Origin of the sequence: Skermanella mucosa, from assembly GCF_016765655.2 — a bacterium.
In the GTDB taxonomy this organism is placed as follows: domain Bacteria; phylum Pseudomonadota; class Alphaproteobacteria; order Azospirillales; family Azospirillaceae; genus Skermanella; species Skermanella mucosa.
This window is the reverse complement of the sequence record NZ_CP086106.1, coordinates 5,573,091-5,588,743: the sequence shown is the minus strand read 5'-3', so window position 1 is coordinate 5,588,743 and position 15,653 is coordinate 5,573,091. Positions and strand designations below refer to the sequence as shown.

14 protein-coding genes and 1 tRNA gene are annotated in these 15,653 nt (G+C 68.8%); 7 read left to right on the top strand and 8 right to left on the bottom strand.

What is annotated here, in order from left to right; all coding sequences use genetic code 11:
- Positions 1-25: 25 nt before the first annotated feature.
- From JL100_RS25965 to JL100_RS25955, 3 genes are read left to right on the top strand one after another with little or no spacing between them, the layout of a single operon-like run.
- Positions 26-2,428, top strand: a complete 2,403-nt coding sequence (locus tag JL100_RS25965) for a cellulose biosynthesis cyclic di-GMP-binding regulatory protein BcsB (protein WP_202680753.1) — start codon at positions 26-28, stop codon at positions 2,426-2,428.
- Positions 2,429-2,431: 3 nt separating this feature from the next.
- The gene (locus JL100_RS25960; RefSeq protein WP_202680752.1) at positions 2,432-3,463 is read left to right on the top strand and encodes a glycosyl hydrolase family 8; all 1,032 of its coding nucleotides are present in this window, start codon (positions 2,432-2,434) and stop codon (positions 3,461-3,463) included.
- Positions 3,463-5,220 (top strand): hypothetical protein, encoded by a 1,758-nt coding sequence (locus JL100_RS25955; protein WP_202680751.1) that lies wholly within the window; start codon positions 3,463-3,465, stop codon positions 5,218-5,220. Before JL100_RS25960 ends, JL100_RS25955 begins: the two co-directional genes overlap by 1 nt.
- Positions 5,221-5,257: 37 nt before the next feature.
- Here JL100_RS25955 and JL100_RS25950 read toward each other — a convergent pair whose 3' ends face one another.
- From JL100_RS25950 to pepN, 3 genes are all read right to left on the bottom strand, one after another.
- On the bottom strand, positions 5,258-5,440 hold the full coding sequence (locus JL100_RS25950; protein ID WP_202680750.1) for a hypothetical protein: 183 nt from the start codon (positions 5,438-5,440) through the stop codon (positions 5,258-5,260).
- A gap of 185 nt (positions 5,441-5,625) precedes the next feature.
- A tRNA-Sec gene (locus tag JL100_RS25945) sits at positions 5,626-5,718 on the bottom strand.
- A 151-nt stretch (positions 5,719-5,869) separates the two neighbouring features.
- Positions 5,870-8,524: an aminopeptidase N gene (gene pepN / locus JL100_RS25940; RefSeq protein WP_202680749.1), complete on the bottom strand. Its 2,655-nt coding sequence runs from the start codon at positions 8,522-8,524 to the stop codon at positions 5,870-5,872.
- A gap of 186 nt (positions 8,525-8,710) precedes the next feature.
- Between pepN and JL100_RS25935 the strand changes: the two genes are divergently transcribed.
- The 3 genes from JL100_RS25935 (at position 8,711) to JL100_RS25925 (ending at position 10,413) form a co-directional block, all read left to right on the top strand.
- Positions 8,711-9,718: a hypothetical protein gene (locus tag JL100_RS25935; protein WP_202680748.1), complete on the top strand. Its 1,008-nt coding sequence runs from the start codon at positions 8,711-8,713 to the stop codon at positions 9,716-9,718.
- 132 nt (positions 9,719-9,850) lie between these two features.
- The gene (locus tag JL100_RS25930; RefSeq protein ID WP_202680747.1) at positions 9,851-10,273 is read left to right on the top strand and encodes a hypothetical protein; all 423 of its coding nucleotides are present in this window, start codon (positions 9,851-9,853) and stop codon (positions 10,271-10,273) included.
- Positions 10,270-10,413: a hypothetical protein gene (locus JL100_RS25925; RefSeq protein ID WP_202680746.1), complete on the top strand. Its 144-nt coding sequence runs from the start codon at positions 10,270-10,272 to the stop codon at positions 10,411-10,413. Before JL100_RS25930 ends, JL100_RS25925 begins: the two co-directional genes overlap by 4 nt.
- Before the next feature lie 30 nt (positions 10,414-10,443).
- Here the strand turns inward: JL100_RS25925 and JL100_RS25920 are convergent, their stop codons facing one another.
- Both JL100_RS25920 and JL100_RS25915 read right to left on the bottom strand, forming a co-directional pair.
- The gene (locus JL100_RS25920; protein WP_202680745.1) at positions 10,444-11,694 is read right to left on the bottom strand and encodes an RNA polymerase sigma factor; all 1,251 of its coding nucleotides are present in this window, start codon (positions 11,692-11,694) and stop codon (positions 10,444-10,446) included.
- On the bottom strand, positions 11,691-12,077 hold the full coding sequence (locus tag JL100_RS25915; protein ID WP_202680744.1) for a YciI family protein: 387 nt from the start codon (positions 12,075-12,077) through the stop codon (positions 11,691-11,693). Before JL100_RS25915 ends, JL100_RS25920 begins: the two co-directional genes overlap by 4 nt.
- 204 nt (positions 12,078-12,281) lie before the next feature.
- On the opposite strand from JL100_RS25915, the gene JL100_RS25910 reads away from it, so the two are divergent.
- A complete protein-coding gene (locus tag JL100_RS25910; RefSeq protein ID WP_202680743.1) occupies positions 12,282-12,596 on the top strand; it encodes a hypothetical protein in 315 nt (104 codons plus the stop codon).
- 24 nt (positions 12,597-12,620) lie between these two features.
- On the opposite strand, the gene JL100_RS25905 is transcribed toward JL100_RS25910, so the two are convergent.
- From JL100_RS25905 to JL100_RS25895, 3 genes are all read right to left on the bottom strand, one after another.
- A complete protein-coding gene (locus JL100_RS25905; protein WP_202680742.1) occupies positions 12,621-13,016 on the bottom strand; it encodes a response regulator in 396 nt (131 codons plus the stop codon).
- Positions 13,017-13,070: 54 nt separating this feature from the next.
- Positions 13,071-14,513 carry a PAS domain-containing sensor histidine kinase gene (locus JL100_RS25900; protein WP_202680741.1) on the bottom strand — a complete coding sequence of 481 codons (1,443 nt, stop codon included), beginning with the start codon at positions 14,511-14,513 and terminating at the stop codon, positions 13,071-13,073.
- Between the two features lie 190 nt (positions 14,514-14,703).
- Positions 14,704-15,435: a Bax inhibitor-1/YccA family protein gene (locus JL100_RS25895; protein ID WP_201074783.1), complete on the bottom strand. Its 732-nt coding sequence runs from the start codon at positions 15,433-15,435 to the stop codon at positions 14,704-14,706.
- Between the last annotated feature and the right edge of the window lie 218 nt (positions 15,436-15,653).

Here is a 15,653-nt window from a genome sequence, read left to right as displayed (position 1 = left end):
GACGTATCTCCAGAGGAACGAGATCATGGTGAACAGACTGTACACCGCCAAGATGGCCCTGATGATCGGTCTGGGCGCCGTCCTGTGTCAGACCGCCGGGGCCGCCGCCGGGGCCGCAGATATCCCGGCCGCGCCCGTGGTCGCCACCGCCGCCGAGCCGGCCGGCACCGACCTGAGGGTGATCCCGCTGCGGGCGGTGGACCACCAGGGCGGCCAGCTCGAACTGCGCGGCCAGGCCGGCCAGCTCCAGTTCCGCGTGCCGGTCGAGGCCGGCACCGACGTGCGCGACGCCCGGCTGCGGCTGGTCTACCAGACGGCCGACGCCGTCGTGTCCGAACGCTCCAGGATGTGGGTCTACCTGAACCAGCAGGGCATCGCCCAGCTGCCGCTGACCGGCGGTGATGACGCGCTGCGGGCCGACATCGTCCTGCCGCCGGAACTCCTGGTGCCCGGGCAGAACCAGCTGTCCCTGTGGGTCCAGCAGGAGAACAGCCGCGGGTGCGACGCAGACAGCTCGGCGGCGCTGTGGACCCGGCTCGACCCGGCCAACTCCTACATCGCGCTGGAGACGCTCCATGACGGGCGCGACCGCACCCTTGCCGGGCTGGCCGACCCGGCCTCCTTCTTCGGTGCGGGCGCCGAGCGGATCGAGCTGCTGACCCCCGCCGGACGGACCGGGGCCACGCTGAAGGCCGGTGCCCTGGTCGCCCAGGGCTTCTCCCTGCGGATGCCGGACAGCGGCATCGCGGTGCGCCACCGGACGGCGGAAGCCGGGACGCTGACGGGCCGCGACGGCAAGGTGCTGATCGGCACCGTCGAGGCGCTGCGCGGCCTGGTGGCCGCCTTCGGCGACCTGGAGATGGGCGGCATCGGCGACCTGGACATGGTCGCCGGACCCCATGTCGCCCTGCGCGGCATGCCGGGAGCCGGTCCGCTGCTGATCGTCACCGGGCGGAACGATGCCGAGGTCCTGGCGGCGGCAAGCGCGTTCGCCGATCCGTCGGCGATCCTGCCCGCCTCGGCGGACTGGGAAGCCGGAGCGGTGCGGCGGCCCGAGCGGCGGACCCGTCCGCTGCAGGAGCCCGGCCGCAGCTATCGGTTCCGGGAACTCCAGGCCGTCTCGGGCGGGATCAGCAACGGCACCGAGGCGCGCACCGGCCTGGAGCTGAACCTGCCGGCCGACACGCTGCCGGCCGGCGGACGCAAGATCCTGCTGGAGCTGGACTATTCCTACGCGCCGAACCTGTCGCCCAACTCCGTCGTGAACGTGCTGGTCAACGGCCGCTACGCCTCCATGGTCGCCCTGAACGACCCGAACGGCGCCACCGCCGCCAAGCAGCGGGTCCTGCTGCCGATCGACCGGCTGCGGCCGGGCACCAACACGATCGCCTTCGAACCGATGATCGGCAGCGACGACGCCTCCGGCTGCCTGGTCCGCCCCGGCGCCGGCAGGAGCGTCGCGATCTCCGGCGAGTCGGTGGTCACCATCCCGGACATGCCGCGGGTGGCCTCGCTGCCGGACCTGCAGCTCTTCGCGTCGGGCGGCTTCCCCTATACCGGGGTTTCGGATACCCGTTCCGGCCCGCGCCGGGATTTCGACGTGGTGCTGACCGCCGACGACGACGGCACCATCGGCGGCGCCTGGACGCTGCTGGCCAAGCTGGCCCGGACGGCGGGCCATCCGATCGACAACTTCACCATCGGATCGACCTCCCGGTACGGGGGCGACGTGCTGATGGTCGGCCCGGCCGGCGGCCTCGACGGTCGGATCGCGTCGGGCCTGCCTACGGTCGCCGGCTCCGTCCGCGACGCCCTGCGCCCCGCGCCCGCACCGTTCGAACCGGGAGCGCCGTTCTTTCCGGGGCTTTCCTCCGGCCCGGGCGCCGCCCCGGTCATCGCTTCCCCGGGGGCCTCCCGCGGGGCCACCATGACCGCCTCCATGGCCGAGTTCCGGATGGTGGAGCAGGCGATCGACTGGACCGCCGAGATGTCACGGGAATTCCGCGAGACCCTGTGGCCTGACCGCTACGGACGGGCCGCGCCGAGCCTGTCCGCGATCGACGAGGGCAGCGCGCTGATGACCGCGTTCGAGAACCCGCTGCGGTCGGAGGGGACCGTGACCCTGATCACCGCAGCGTCCAGCGAGGTGGTGGAGGAAGGTATCGCGGCGCTGGTCCGGCCGGCCCTGTGGGACCGGCTGTCGGGCGGCACCGTCGCCTGGAACCCCGGCACCCTGGCGATGCAGTCCTGGGCGGCCGAGGAGAGCTACCGCGTCGGCACCCTCCCGGACGATTGGCGCCAGCGCATCCTGTTCGTCAATGCCCTGTTCGCCCGCAATCCGGTAGCCTGGATCTTCCTGGCGCTGGCCGGTCTGCTGGTGATGACCGTCCTGACCCAGGTCGCGCTGAACAGGCGGCAGGACTCCTGAACCATGCGGAAGATCCTTCTCATCCTGGCGCTGCTGGGCGCCGCCCTCGGGAGCGCCGGCGCCGCGTCCGCCGGTTCTCCCCTCCACCGGTCCGAGTGGCAGGCCTTCGCGACCCGCTTCGTCCTGCCGGAAGGGCGGGTGTCCGATACCGGCAACAAGGGCATCAGCCACAGCGAGGGCCAGGGCTACGGCATGGTCATGGCGGCCGCCTACGGCGACCGGGCCACCTTCGACCGGCTGTGGCGGTGGACGGCGGCGAACCTGCAGGTCCGCGGCGACCACCTGTTCGCCTGGAAATGGGAGCCGGGACCGGCCTCGGCGACCGACTTGAACAGCGCGTCCGACGGCGACATCCTGATCGCCTGGGGCCTGCTGCGGGCGGCCGACCTGTGGAACGACGAGGGCTACGCCGCAGCGGCGCTGGCGATCCTGGACGACGTCCGGGACCGGATGGTCGTCGAGACCTCCCTCGGCAAGGTCCTGCTGCCCGGCCCGGAGGGGTTCGTGCGGGACGGGTCGGTGGTGCTCAACCCGTCCTACTGGGTCTTCCCGGCGCTCGAAGCGTTCGCCCGCCGCCATGACCGGGACCTGTGGCGCGCCGTGTCGGACAGCGGCCGGACACTGATCCGGCGGGCCCGCTTCGGCGAGGCCGGTCTGCCGCCCGACTGGGTCGAGCTGGCCGGCACGGAGCTGCGACTTCCGGCGGGGTTCGAGACCGTCTTCGGCTTCAACGCGATCCGCGTGCCGCTCTACGCGATCTGGGGCGGCCTGGACGACGCCGACGCGCTGAACCGGCCGGTCGCCTCCTGGTGGAGCGGCCATGACGGCGCCCCCTTCATCCCGGCGACGGTGGATCTCGCCACCAACGCCAAGGCGCCCTACGGCCTGTCCGGCGGCGGCCGGGCGGTGAGCGTGCTGACCCGGTTCCGCGGCGAGGCGCTGCCCATGCTGCCGAGCCTCGGCGAGGCCGACGACTATTACTCCGCCACCCTCATTCTGCTCACGAAAATCGCTTTCTCCGAAAGGTTCATGTGATGAGCTACCTTGCTCCGCGCACCGCGTCCGCCCTCGCGGCATTGCTGCTGGCCGCCGCTCCCGCCGTCTTTCCCGCCTCGGCCGAGGCCCAGCTGGACAACCGCTACCGCGCCATGCGCCAGGGCGTCACCGTCGACCTGACGGTAGAGCGCGCCGGCCCCGCCGACGGGTCGCTCCCGGGGCCGGAAGCCGGCGCCGACGTGGACGTTTCGCTGCTGCGGGCCTATGCCACGCGCTTCGACTACCAGCGGGTGGACGACGAGATCCGCCGCCTGAAGGCGCTGCATCCGGGCTGGTCGCCGCCGACCGACCTGTTCGCGCCGAAGGCGGCGGCGGTCGACGAGCGCGGGCTGTGGGCCAGCTGGGAGCGCGGCGATCTGCCGGCGGTGGACCGCGAGACGGCGATCCTGCGCAGCCTCAATCCCGGCTGGACGCCGCCGGCCCGCCTGACCGAGTTGGTGGACGCCCGGCGGACCCGCGACGCGGTCGCGGCCGCGAGCGGTGCCGGCGACTGGGGCGCCATCGTGGAGCTGGCCGCCGGCAAGCCCGGGCTGTTCACCTGCCGCCACGTCGAGAACCTGTGGGACTTGGCGCAGGCCCAGTTCAAGGCCGGCGACGCCAAGGCGGCCTATGTCACCTACGGCAATGCCATGGCGACGTGCCCGACCGCCGACCTGCGCCTGTCCACCCTTCAGAAGGCGCTCGCCAACCGGGACACGGCGGCCTTGAAGGCGCTGATCGAGCAGGAGGCGGAACTGCCGAAATCGGCCGAGCAGCAGGTCCGCTTCGCTGCCATCCAGAAGGATTTCGGCGGAGCCGGCGGTGACGGCGCCCGGAGGGCGGCGGCACAGGACAGGCTGGGCGAGGCGCTGGGCCGGCTGGCCAAGGGGCGCTCGGACGCGGCCGAACTGGACTGGATCGGCAGGACGGCCCGCGACCGGCGCGATGCGCGCGCCGCCCAGGCGATCGGCTGGCATCATTTCAACGCGAAGAGATGGGACGAGGCCGGAACCTGGTTCAAGACGGCGCTGGACTGGAAACCTTCGGGCAAGGACGGGGCCAAGGCGGCTGAAGGGCTGGTCTATACCTACCAGAAGCTCGGCCGCGCCGAGGAGGCCCGGACGCTCGCCGCGGCCTGGGCCGGCAAGGCGCCGAAGCTGAAGCAGGTCCTGGAAGGCGGGGGCGGTTCCGCCGCCGCGGCGGCCTTCAAGGCGGGCGACTACGCGGCCGTGCTGAGCCTGACCGAATCCGGCCGCGGCCCGGAGGCGGCGACCGGCCAGAGCCTGCGCGGCTGGACCCTGATGAAGCTGAACCGGCATGCCGAGGCGGCCCGCGCCTTCGAGGCTGCCCTGAAGCAGGCCGGCTCCGACCCGGCCCGCGCGTCCGACGCGGCGCAGGGCTTGGCGCTGGCGAAGAACGCCCAGGGCCTGTCGCGCGAGGCCCGCGCGGTGGTAGAGGCCCATGCGGTGGCGCCCGAGAAATCCGCCCGGATCGAGGCGGGCATCCTGAGCCAGGACGCCCTGGCCGCGTTCAACCGGGGGAATTACGGCGAGACGCTACGGCTGGCCGCCCAGGTCAAGCGCCTCGTCCCGGAGGACCGGTCGCTTGCCATGGTCGAGGCGTGGAGCCTCTACAAGAGCAACCGCTTCGCCGAGGCGGAGACCGCCTTCCGCCGCCTCGCCGACGTCTACGGCAGCGCGGAGGCGAAGGAGGGATTGCGGCTGGCGACGGCGCAGGTCAACCGGCGCTGGGACTGAACGGCGGGGAGGGGCAGCCAAACATTCGGAGAGCGGATCAGGCCGGTTCGGCGTATTCGACCTGATCCGCATCGACGGCGTGGACCTGGCCGGACGGGTCCTCGACCAGCGCCCATCCTTCGAAAAGCTCGACCAGGACGACGGGAGTGGGGACGTTGGGCACCCACACGAGCTTGCGGTCGGCCGCGCCGACCGTGGTCGATTGACCGGGTTTTTTCATAAGCTCAGAATACATTCCAAACGTGCCCGAAAGCTATGCCACACCCTCTTCCTAACAAACTCGTTCGGGGAAGGTTCAGTTCTTTAGGTGAGCCCGATCGAATGACTTGTTTTTGTCACATAGGCCTTCCGAGTACCAGGCTCTATGGCAAAGGTGCATGCCCCCCGTGCCGGTGCGGCGGGGAATGGCGGAGGCGGATGGGAATCGAACCCACCGCACGCTTGGGGCGTGCCGCTGGTTTTGAAGACCAGGAGGGCCACCAGACCCTTGTCGCCTCCGAGGACGCATTTCCGGACCAACAATGCATGATGGGCCGGCATATTCAAGAGCTTGAACGATCATCGGCAGGAAAATCACTCTGACCCCGTTTCTCGCTGACCCCGTTTCTCGAGGGTGAGATAGGGGCCGGGGAAATCCCGGCCCCCGGTGTCAGGAGGCTTCCAGGCTCTTCGAGGCGATCTCGAACACGTCGCGGGACAGGCCGGGGGTGGCGACGATGCGTTCCAGTTCGGCGCGCATCAGGGCCTGGCGCCGGGGGTCGTACTTGCGCCAGCGGGCGAACATCTTGACCATGCGCGACGCCACCTGCGGGTTGAGACGGTTCAGCGCCAGGACCTGGTCGGCCAGGAACCGGTAGCCTCCGCCGCCCGCGTCGTGGAAGCGCACCGGGTTGCCGCCGGCGAAGCCGCCGATCAGGGCATAGACCTTGTTCGGGTTGCGGATCTCGAAGGCGGGGTGGCCGAGCAGGGCCGTGACCTCGTCCAGCGTCTCCGGCCGTTCCGACATGGCCTGGATCGAGAACCATTTGTCCACCACCAGCGGCTCGTCCTTCCAGAGGTCGTAGAAGCGCCGGAGCGCCGCCTCGCGCTGGGGCAGGCGGGTGTCGGACAGCAGGCCCAGCGCCGCGATCACGTCGGTCATGGCCTGGGCGTTGTGGAACTGGCCGACGCACAGCTCGACCGCCTCGGCGTCCTCCAGCGCCATCAGGTATCCCAGCGCCAGGTTCTTCAGGGCGCGCCGGCCGATCGCGGCGGCGTCGATCGAAAAGGGCTCGTTGCCGCCCATCGCGCGGTACGTGGCGAGGAGGTCGTCGCGCAGCCGCCCGGCGATGGCGCGCCTGGCGAAGGTCCGCACCTCGTGGATGCCGTCCACGTCGATCACCGGCATCTGCTGCCCGAGATAGCCTTCTGACGGCAGGGTGAGGGCCTGCGCCGCGAAGGCGGGGTCGAGGTCCGGGTCCTTGAGGATCCGGGAGAAGGCGTCGATGAAGCCGGGCGACAGGTCGAGCGGCCGGTTCTCCGCCCGGTCGGCGACCATGTCGAGCAGCAGCCGGGTCGCCAGGGTCTGGCCCGCCTCCCAGCGGTTGAAGGCGTCGCCGTCATGCGCCATCAGGAAGGTCAGGTCGTCGTCGGTGTAGGGCGCGCGCAGCTTGACCGGGGCGGAGAAGCCCCGCAGGAGCGACGGCACCGGGCGGTGCGGCACGTCGGCGAATTCGAAGACCTGTTCTGCCTCGGTCACGTCGAGCACGCGCGAGGTGCCAGCGGGTCCCGGCTCGCCCGCGAGGCGAAGCGGGATGTCGGCGCCCGACGGGTCGAGCAGGCCGAGGGCCAGCGGGATGTGGAACGGCAGCTTGGTCGGCTGGCCCGGCGTCGGCGGGCAGGACTGCCGCACCGTCAGGCGGTAGGTGCGCGCGGCGGCGTCGTACTCCCCGGTCACGGCCAACTCGGGCGTTCCGGCCTGGGAGTACCAGCGGCGGAACTGGCCCAGGTCCTTGCCGGTGGCGTCCTCCATCGCGGCGACGAAGTCGTCGCAGGTGACGGCCTGACCGTCGTGGCGCTCGAAGTAGAGGTCCATGCCCTTCCGGAAACCCTCGGCGCCCAGCAGCGTGTGGATCATGCGCACGACCTCGGCGCCCTTCTCGTAGACCGTGGTCGTGTAAAAATTGTTGATCTCGATATAGCTGTCGGGTCGCACCGGGTGCGCCATGGGGCCGCTGTCCTCGGGGAACTGGGCAGCGCGCAGGCGCTGCACGTCGGCGATCCGCTTGACCGGGCGGGAATGCATGTCGGAGGAGAATTCCTGGTCGCGGAACACGGTCAGCCCTTCCTTGAGGCTGAGCTGGAACCAGTCGCGGCAGGTCACCCGGTTGCCGGTCCAATTGTGGAAATACTCGTGCGCCACCACCGCCTCGACGCCCAGGAAATCGGTGTCGGTCGCGGTTTCCGGCTTGGCCAGGACGTACTTGGTGTTGAAGACGTTGAGACCCTTGTTCTCCATGGCGCCCATGTTGAAGTCGCCGACCGCGACGATCATGAAGATGTCCAGGTCGTATTCCAGCCCGAACACCTCCTCGTCCCAGGCCATCGACTTCTTCAGCGAGGTCATGGCGTGGTCGCACTTGTCCTGGTTGCCCGGCTCCACATAGATCCGCAGGGTCACGGTCCGGCCGTAGCGGGTGACGTAGCTGTCCTCCACATGGACCAGCACGCCGGCGACCAGGGCGAACAGGTAGGAGGGCTTGGCGAAGGGGTCCTCCCAGGTGACGGTGTGGCGGCCGTCCCCTTCCATTTTCGAGGACGCGACCAGGTTGCCGTTGGACAGCATGACCGGATATTTCAGGGCATCGGCGGTGATGGTCGTCCGGTAGCGCGCCATCACGTCGGGACGGTCGAGGAAATAGGTTATCTTGCGGAAGCCCTCGGCCTCGCATTGGGTGCAGAAATTGCCGCTGGTCCGGTACAGGCCGGACAGGGAGGTGTTTTCCTGCGGCTTGAGCTCGGTCACCACCTCAAGGGAGAAGGAGTCCGGCGGGTTGGGGATGGTCAGGCTCTCCGGCCCGACCGAGTATTCCGACGGGTCCAGCGTCCGCCCGTCGAGCGCCACCGAGACCAAGCGCATATCCTGCCCATCCAGCACCAGCGGGCCGGCCGGGGAGGCGGCATCGGGATTGGCCCGCAGCGCCAGCGTGGAGCGGACCCGCGTCACCTCCTCGCCCAGGTCGAAGGCCAGATCGACGGTGTCGATCAGGTAGGGCGGCGGGGCATAATCCTTCAGGTGGATGGCCTGGGGGGTGCTCTTGTCCATGGGAGGTCTCGCGCTTGATTCCGGTACGGCGGGCCGTGAGGGCATCCTAACAGGGAGAACGGCGTATTGTCGCATGCCGACTGGACGGAGGGTCGCGCTATCCCGAAAGCCGTGCTTTCCGTAACCGCGCCGGCCCTGTATAAGTAGGGTTGTGGTTACCACCATCGGACGGATGAGTTTCAGGCCATGACCGCGGCTGACCAGCTTTCGCAGGCGACCGGCACCACGCCGGCGGCGGACCCTGATTGCGATGAGCGCAGCCAGACCTTCAAGTTCGAGCACAAGGTCTTCTCGATGGACGGGGGATATTTCTCCTACGTCAAGAACACCCAGGAAGCGGCGTTCCACATCCCGCTCGGCGACCTCAAGGGGTCGATCGCGATCCCGGTGCTGCGGTCGGAGTTCGACCTGAACCCGGACACCAAGGACGGCAAGCTGCTGGGGATCGTCGAGAAGTCGCTGCGCTACGTGCGCGAGATCCGGCCCAACGACTCGATCCCCCACGAGCTGCTGGACGGCACCGCCTCCTGGACCGTCGAGGAGAAGCACCGGACCATCGCGCGCAACCGCCTGACCATGCAGCTGGTGTCCTGGCTGACCGGCGGCGAGACGCAGGTGGTCGACCTGACCCAGTTGGAGCAGCTGTCCGAGGACCCGCAGACCAAGGCCCGCGTGCAGGAGGCCTTCGCCCGCGCCGCCGAGAAGCTGGGCATCGGCGTGGACCGCAAGCAGGAAGTGGTCGACATGATCGACAAGCTGGCCCGCGAGCTGTCCTATATCGAGGCGCTGCGCGACCGGTACACCCGGGTGCAGTATATCGGCGCGCAGCTCGCCCTTCTGTCGAAGCTCTACAAGCGCGAGCCCGGCGTGCGGAACGAGATCTTCCGCATGCAGGTGCTGATCCGGGCGCCGCTGGCCGATTTCGACAGCATGTTCACCCAGGCCGACGCCCAGACCGGCGAGATCCTGGCCGTGCTGCGCAACATCGGCGCCCAGACAAAGTTCATCCGCGAGATGCGTGACGAGCTGCACCACCGGCTGATGCTGTGGGACGAGATGATCACTCCATGGGCCGCCGCCACGGTCGAGCGGTCTCCCGACATCGAGGCCCTGCTGAAGGACACCTACCGGTTCCTGGCGCGCAACTTCGCGATCAGCAACGACTGGCCGCTGGCAGGGCGGCGAGGCCGCTGACGGACCTTTCCGTCTGCAAAAAAGTGTTATGCGGACCAAAAACGGGCTTGATATGCGGCCCGGGCCGGCGCAATATACTGCCCATGTTCGGACCGCATAGGACGGCCCGCCCGGTCAGAGAGTTCCGCCAGCATGCAGTTCCGCGAGCGCCGCCGCGTCATCCAGGTCATTCGCACCACCTATGATCCCGCCCTCAAGCGCGGGCGGTCGGAGGTGGTCGGCAAGATCGACAAGGACGCCCCGGCCATCCCGGAGAAACTGCGCAAGGCCTGCACCCAGGCCGAGATGGCGGAAATCGAAACCTGGCTTGCCGAACGGGAAACCGCCCTGCGGACCGAAACGATCCGGGACGACACCGGCACCCTCGCGGAGCGGATGCGCCGAGCGGCCGACTACTTCCGGCATCATGCCACCGGTTCCGAAGGCGATGAGCAGGCCGCCGTCCATGCGGCGGACATCTGGCTCGCCTGGGAGGACCTGAAGAAAGCCATGCGCAAAGCGGGATACGCAGAATCCAGGCTGGCGGAAGAACAAAAAGAAAGGAGTTCGCCATGACCACCCAGCAATTCGCTTCCGAGGTTCTCACTTCCGTGCGCGACTGCCGCCGCGGCTTCGACCGGGTCGAGCTCGGCCTGGAGATCGCCCTGGCGCTGAGCACCGGCCTGCTGCTCCTGGTGTTGTTCGCCGGAGCGTGACGGGGGCTGGCGGTCCCTGGCGCGGATCCCTTACGGGTCCGTGTCCGGGACGAGCCGATCGAGATGCTGCCGGATATGGGCCGCTTCCGCCGCGGAACCGGCCAGCGCGATCGCCCGGTCCAGGGCGCAGCGGGCATCGTCGGCGCGGCCGAGCTGCATCAGGAGCGCGCCCTTGACCCCGAAGAAATGGAAATAGCCGGACAGCCGGGGCTCCAGCGGCTCGACCAGGGCGAGTGCGGCCTCCGGGCCGCGGGTCTTGGCGACCGCGACGGCCCGGTTGAGCGTCACGACCGGCGACGGCTGGAGCCGCTCGAGCGTGGCATAAAGCAGGTCGATCTGCGCCCAGTCCGTTTCCTCCGGCCGGCGCGCCCGGGCGTGGAGCGCCGCGATGGCGGCCTGGACTTGGTAGGGACCAGATCGCCGGTGGCGCATCGCCTTGTCGATCAGGGCCAATCCTTCGGCGATCATCTCCCGGTTCCAGAGGGCGCGGTCCTGGTCCTCCAGCAGCACGACGGCGCCCGAGGCGTCGAACCGCGCCGGGGCGCGGGAATGCTGGAGCAGCAGCAGGGCGGTCAGCCCCAAGATCTCGGGTTCGGCGGGAAACAGCCGCAGCAGGAGCCGGGCGAGCCGGATCGCCTCGTCGCACAGGGGCGCCCGCCGGGACGTGTCGCCGGCGGCTGCGGAATATCCCTCGTTGAACACCAGGTAGATCATGGCGGACACGGCGGCGAGGCGTTCCGCGCGTTCGACCGGGCCCGGCGCCTCGAACGGCACGTCGGCGCCGGCGATACGGGCCTTGGCCCGGGTGATCCGCTGCTCCATGGCGCTCTCGCCGACCAGGAAGGCGCGGGCGATCCGCCGGACCGGCAGGCCGGAAACGATGCGGAGCGCCAGCGCGATCTGCTGGGTGGCGGGGAGGGCGGGATGGCAGCAGACGAACAGGAGCCTGAGGATGTCGTCGCGGTAGTGGGACCCGTCCAGGCGCTCGGCCATGGCGGCCTCGGTGTCCTCCAGGTCCGAAATCAGTTCGTCGGGCGGCAGCGGCTGCTGCCTCGCCCGGTGGCGGACCTGGTCGATCGCGGCGTTCCGCCCGACGAGGATCAGCCAGGCCGCGGGATCGCGCGGCGGGCCGTTGCGCGGCCAGTTCCCCAGCGCGCGCAGGCAGGCCTCCTGGAATGCCTCCTCGGCGGCGTCCAGGTCGCGGAAATAGCGGAGCAGCGCCCCAATCGCCTGGGGGCGCGCCGCGGTCAGCGCCGCGTCGATCCAGGCGAGGTCCGTCACGTCCCGAGGTCTCCCGGCCGGAAGACGGCGAGCGGGCGGAGCTCGTAGGCGCCGGACGAACTGCTGGCGCGCGCCAAGTCGCCCGCGGTCTCGATCGCCTGGTCCAGCGATTCGCACTCGACGACGTAGAACCCGAGGAGCTGTTCCTTGGTCTCGGCGAAGGGGCCGTCGATCACCAGGGGCTCGGCGCCCTTGCGGACCGTCGTGGCCGCCGTCGTGGGCAGCAGGCGCGCGACCGGTCCCAGACGCCCTTCGGCGGCGAGCTTCCGCTGGACCGCTCCGAGCCGGGCCATGGCGGCGTCGTCCTGCTCCTTCGTCCAGGAGCAGACGACGTCTTCGGAATCGTAGCAAAGGATCGCGTAGAGCATCTCGGGTCCTTTCATGGTCCTGCAACCGAGGACGGACGAGTATGCCCGCGGCCGACAGGGAGCGGCAAAAAACGTTCGGCATGGGGTCGTGCGCGATGGTTGGGGAAGAAATGAATGTTCCTGGTTGCTGCATACCTCCGTGCAGCACCGTGAACCACGCGCCGGTGTGGAAGCGGTCTGCGTTTGCGTGTAGGATGACGGGAGAGTGGGGAGTCGAAGATGAGCGATGGCGATAGGGTCACACGTCTGGCTGTCAGCACCTTGAGCCTGGGAGAGAAAGTCGACCAGATCCTGCAGGTCCAGGCGGAGCACACCAGGATCCTGGACGAGCACACCAGGATCCTGGGGGAGCATACCAGGATCCTGGGGGAGCATACCCGGACCCTGGGAGAGCATGGCGAGATGCTGGCGACCCATACCAAGCAACTGACCAATCTCGAGAACGGGCAGGCCACGCTGATCGACAATCAGTTCCAGATGAACCGGAGCCTCGATGCGATCCTGGCCCATCTCGGCATACCGAAGCCGGCTTGAAGTCTCCAAGCCGTCCGATCGCCCTCATTCGCTCCGCGTGAAGCCGTCGACCGACCGCTCGATGTCCTGGAGCGTGTATGGCTTCCGGATCCGCGGGTAGCCCGCCAAGTGCGCCGGAACGCTGAGGCCGCGGTCGTAGCCGGAGGCGAAGATCAGGGCGACGCCCCGGTCGGTCAGGACTTCCGCGATGGGGTAGACCAGTTCGCCGGCCACGTTGATGTCGAGAATGGCGCCGTCCAGCGGCTCTTCCCGGGCCAGGACCAGACCGCGCGCGACCTTGGCGACCGGACCGACCACTTCGCAGCCGATCGACAGCAGCATGTCCTCCAGGTCCATGGCGACAAGGGTCTCGTCCTCCACCACGAGGATGCGGGGCGCGGCTTTCGGAGCGTGGGGCGGTGTCGTCGCGGAGATCGGCATGGCCCGGCTCGATGAGGGTGCTGAATACTCCAATAACTTTATCCTACCGGGCGTTCAGGGGAAAGGGAGCACCCGTTCGGCCGGAAGGCGGACCGTCACCCGCGTGCCGGCGTCCAGATGGCTGTCGACCGACAGGAGGCCCCCGTGCAGATCAACCAAGGTTCGCACGATCGACAGCCCCAGCCCGGACCCGCTCTCGCCGGTCCGGCCCGCGTTGCTCGCCTGGCTGAACGGTTCGAGGACGCTGGCGAGTTCCGCCGAAGGGATGCCGATGCCGGTATCGGCGACGACGAGCGTCAGCCCGCCGGCGCCGTCGGGCGCGGCGGACAGCTCGACCCGTCCGCCCGGCGGCGTGTACTTGACCGCGTTGCCCAGCAGGTTGACCAGCACCTGGGTCAGCGCCATCTCGTCGCCCCGGACCCTGATGGGCCGGTCCATCCTGACGGTCAGGGAAATGCCTTTCCTGGACGGCCGGTCGCCGAGCAGCTGGATCGCTCCCGTCGCCAGCGCCGGCAGGTCGATTTCCTTCTCGGTGAGCACATAGCGGCCGGTCTCGGTCTTGGCGAGGTCGAGGATGCCGTCGATCAGGCTCAGCAGGTGACGCCCGCTGGTTTCGATGTCGCGGCAATAGTCATGGTAGCGGGGGGAGCCCAAGGGACCGAAATACTCCGCCCGCATCACGTCGGCGAAGCCGATCACCGCGGTCAGCGGGGTGCGCAGCTCATGGCTGACCAGGGCGAGGAAATCGGATTTGGCGCGGCTGGCCGCTTCCGCTTCGGCACGGGCGCCTTCCAGCGCGTCGCGCGCCTCGGCAAGCTCCCGCTCGCGGGCGAGGCGCGCGGTCACGTCGACGCCGATCCCCCAGCCGCCGGGATAGTCGGCGATGGGAAAGTGTCGCGCGATGCAGGAGATCGCGATGGTGCGCACCTGACCGTCCTTGCAGGTGATCTGCCGCTCCCAGTCGCGGCAGCACAGGTCGGCGCGGCGAAAGGCGGCGGCGGTCGCCCGTCGGTAGTCGGGATCGGGCAGCAGCTGCGACAGGAGCTGGGGATTGCCGATCGCCTCCGCGGCGCTGTAGCCGGTGATCCGCTCGGCCTCCCGGTTCCAGAGGGCGAGCCGTCCCTCCTCGTCCAGCGCCGCCACCAGCACCGGCATGTTCTCCAGCATGACGAGGAGACGTGCCTGATCCTGGCGCAGGACCACCTCGGCGCGCGCTGCGGCGCCGATATGCCGGATCAGCGCGTGGAGCAGAAGGGACGTGATCAGGATGAAGGTCAGGCCCTTGACGGTCTGCGACAGGGACAGCACCAGCGAGGCGGCGTTGCCGAACAGCAGGTTGAGCAGCCCGTCGGACAGCAGGATCCAGAAACCCGCGGCCAGGGCGTAGACGATGGTCACGTTGAAGGCCCGGCGCCGTCCGGCCCGGTCGTCCGCCCGATCGCCGGCCCGGACATCGGTACGGTTGGGAGCGGCAGGGGAGCGTTTTACGGTGAGCATATCCCGGTATGCATATGCTCATGCCCTTCGAGTAATAGGATGTTCTATATACTTTAGGACATAGGCGGCGTCGAGGGAATCCCTGCTTCGGACCGGCGCGGCACGCCGGCATCCGCGCATGAAAAAACCCGGGCTCGAAAGCCCGGGTTCATCAGGCGTCCCCCGGGTGGGGGACGCTCGTCAAGCCTGTTTATTCGCGGTTGCCGAAGAGCGACAGCAGCATCGTGAACAGGTTGATGAAGTTCAGGTACAGCGACAGGGCGCCCATCAGGGCCATCTTGCCGAGCGACTCGGAGCCGTAGCCCTCGCTGTACTCTTCCTTGATGCGCTGCGTGTCGTAGGCGGTCAGTCCGGTGAAGACCAGCACGCCGATGACCGACACGGCGAACTGCAGGGCGGTCGAGCCGATGAAGATGTTGACCACGCTCGCGATGATGATGCCGATCAGGCCCATCATCAGGAAGGAGCCCATGCCCGAGAGGTCACGCTTGGTCGTGTAGCCCCACAGGCTCATGCCGCCGAAGGTCGCCGCCGTGATGAAGAACACCCGCGCGATGCTGGCGCCGGTGAACACCAGGAAGATCGACGAGAGCGACAGGCCCATGACCGCCGCGAAGGCCCAGAAGGTCATCTGCGCCGTCGACATCGACATGGAGTGGATCTTCGCCGACAGGAAGAACACGAAGCCGAGCGGGGCCAGCATGACCACCCACTTCAGCGGCGAGCCGTAGAGCGCCTGCGCGAAGGCCGGGTTGGAGGCAGCCAGCATGGCCGTCGCGAAGGCCACCACGCCGGTCACGCCGAGACCAACCATCATGTAGTTGTACACGCTCAGCATGTGCTGACGCAGGCCTTCGTCGTACTGGGCCTGATCGACCGCGCGGCCGGGGGTCGCGTACCGATTGAACATGCCGTTTGCCATGTGATCCTCAATCCGAAAGGTAGATGTCACTTGGACAAGGATATTGGGGAGCGGCCCGCTCAATTCAACAAAAATCGGATTCTTCGAAAGTTCCTGCCCGAGCGTGCAACCCTTTGACCTGCATCGATTAAACTGGCTCGGCCGGCGCTACGCGCGAGCGGTTTCTTTAATCCCGGAATTTTTGTCGGGACCGGCGTTTTCCGCCTTAAGCGTTCCGC

Excerpts from the sequence above, each read along its gene's own strand:
- JL100_RS25900 (WP_202680741.1), bottom strand. The coding sequence starts at position 14,513 with ATGCTCACCGTAAAACGCTCCCCTGCCGCTCCCAACCGTACCGATGTC.
- JL100_RS25935 (WP_202680748.1), top strand. The coding sequence starts at position 8,711 with ATGACCGCGGCTGACCAGCTTTCGCAGGCGACCGGCACCACGCCGGCG.
- JL100_RS25950 (WP_202680750.1), bottom strand. The coding sequence starts at position 5,440 with ATGAAAAAACCCGGTCAATCGACCACGGTCGGCGCGGCCGACCGCAAG.
- JL100_RS25955 (WP_202680751.1), top strand. The coding sequence starts at position 3,463 with ATGAGCTACCTTGCTCCGCGCACCGCGTCCGCCCTCGCGGCATTGCTG.
- JL100_RS25965 (WP_202680753.1), top strand. The coding sequence starts at position 26 with ATGGTGAACAGACTGTACACCGCCAAGATGGCCCTGATGATCGGTCTG.
- JL100_RS25910 (WP_202680743.1), top strand. The coding sequence starts at position 12,282 with ATGAGCGATGGCGATAGGGTCACACGTCTGGCTGTCAGCACCTTGAGC.
- JL100_RS25930 (WP_202680747.1), top strand. The coding sequence starts at position 9,851 with ATGCAGTTCCGCGAGCGCCGCCGCGTCATCCAGGTCATTCGCACCACC.
- pepN (WP_202680749.1), bottom strand. The coding sequence starts at position 8,524 with ATGGACAAGAGCACCCCCCAGGCCATCCACCTGAAGGATTATGCCCCG.
- JL100_RS25925 (WP_202680746.1), top strand. The coding sequence starts at position 10,270 with ATGACCACCCAGCAATTCGCTTCCGAGGTTCTCACTTCCGTGCGCGAC.
- JL100_RS25895 (WP_201074783.1), bottom strand. The coding sequence starts at position 15,435 with ATGGCAAACGGCATGTTCAATCGGTACGCGACCCCCGGCCGCGCGGTC.
- JL100_RS25905 (WP_202680742.1), bottom strand. The coding sequence starts at position 13,016 with ATGCCGATCTCCGCGACGACACCGCCCCACGCTCCGAAAGCCGCGCCC.
- JL100_RS25915 (WP_202680744.1), bottom strand. The coding sequence starts at position 12,077 with ATGAAAGGACCCGAGATGCTCTACGCGATCCTTTGCTACGATTCCGAA.
- JL100_RS25960 (WP_202680752.1), top strand. The coding sequence starts at position 2,432 with ATGCGGAAGATCCTTCTCATCCTGGCGCTGCTGGGCGCCGCCCTCGGG.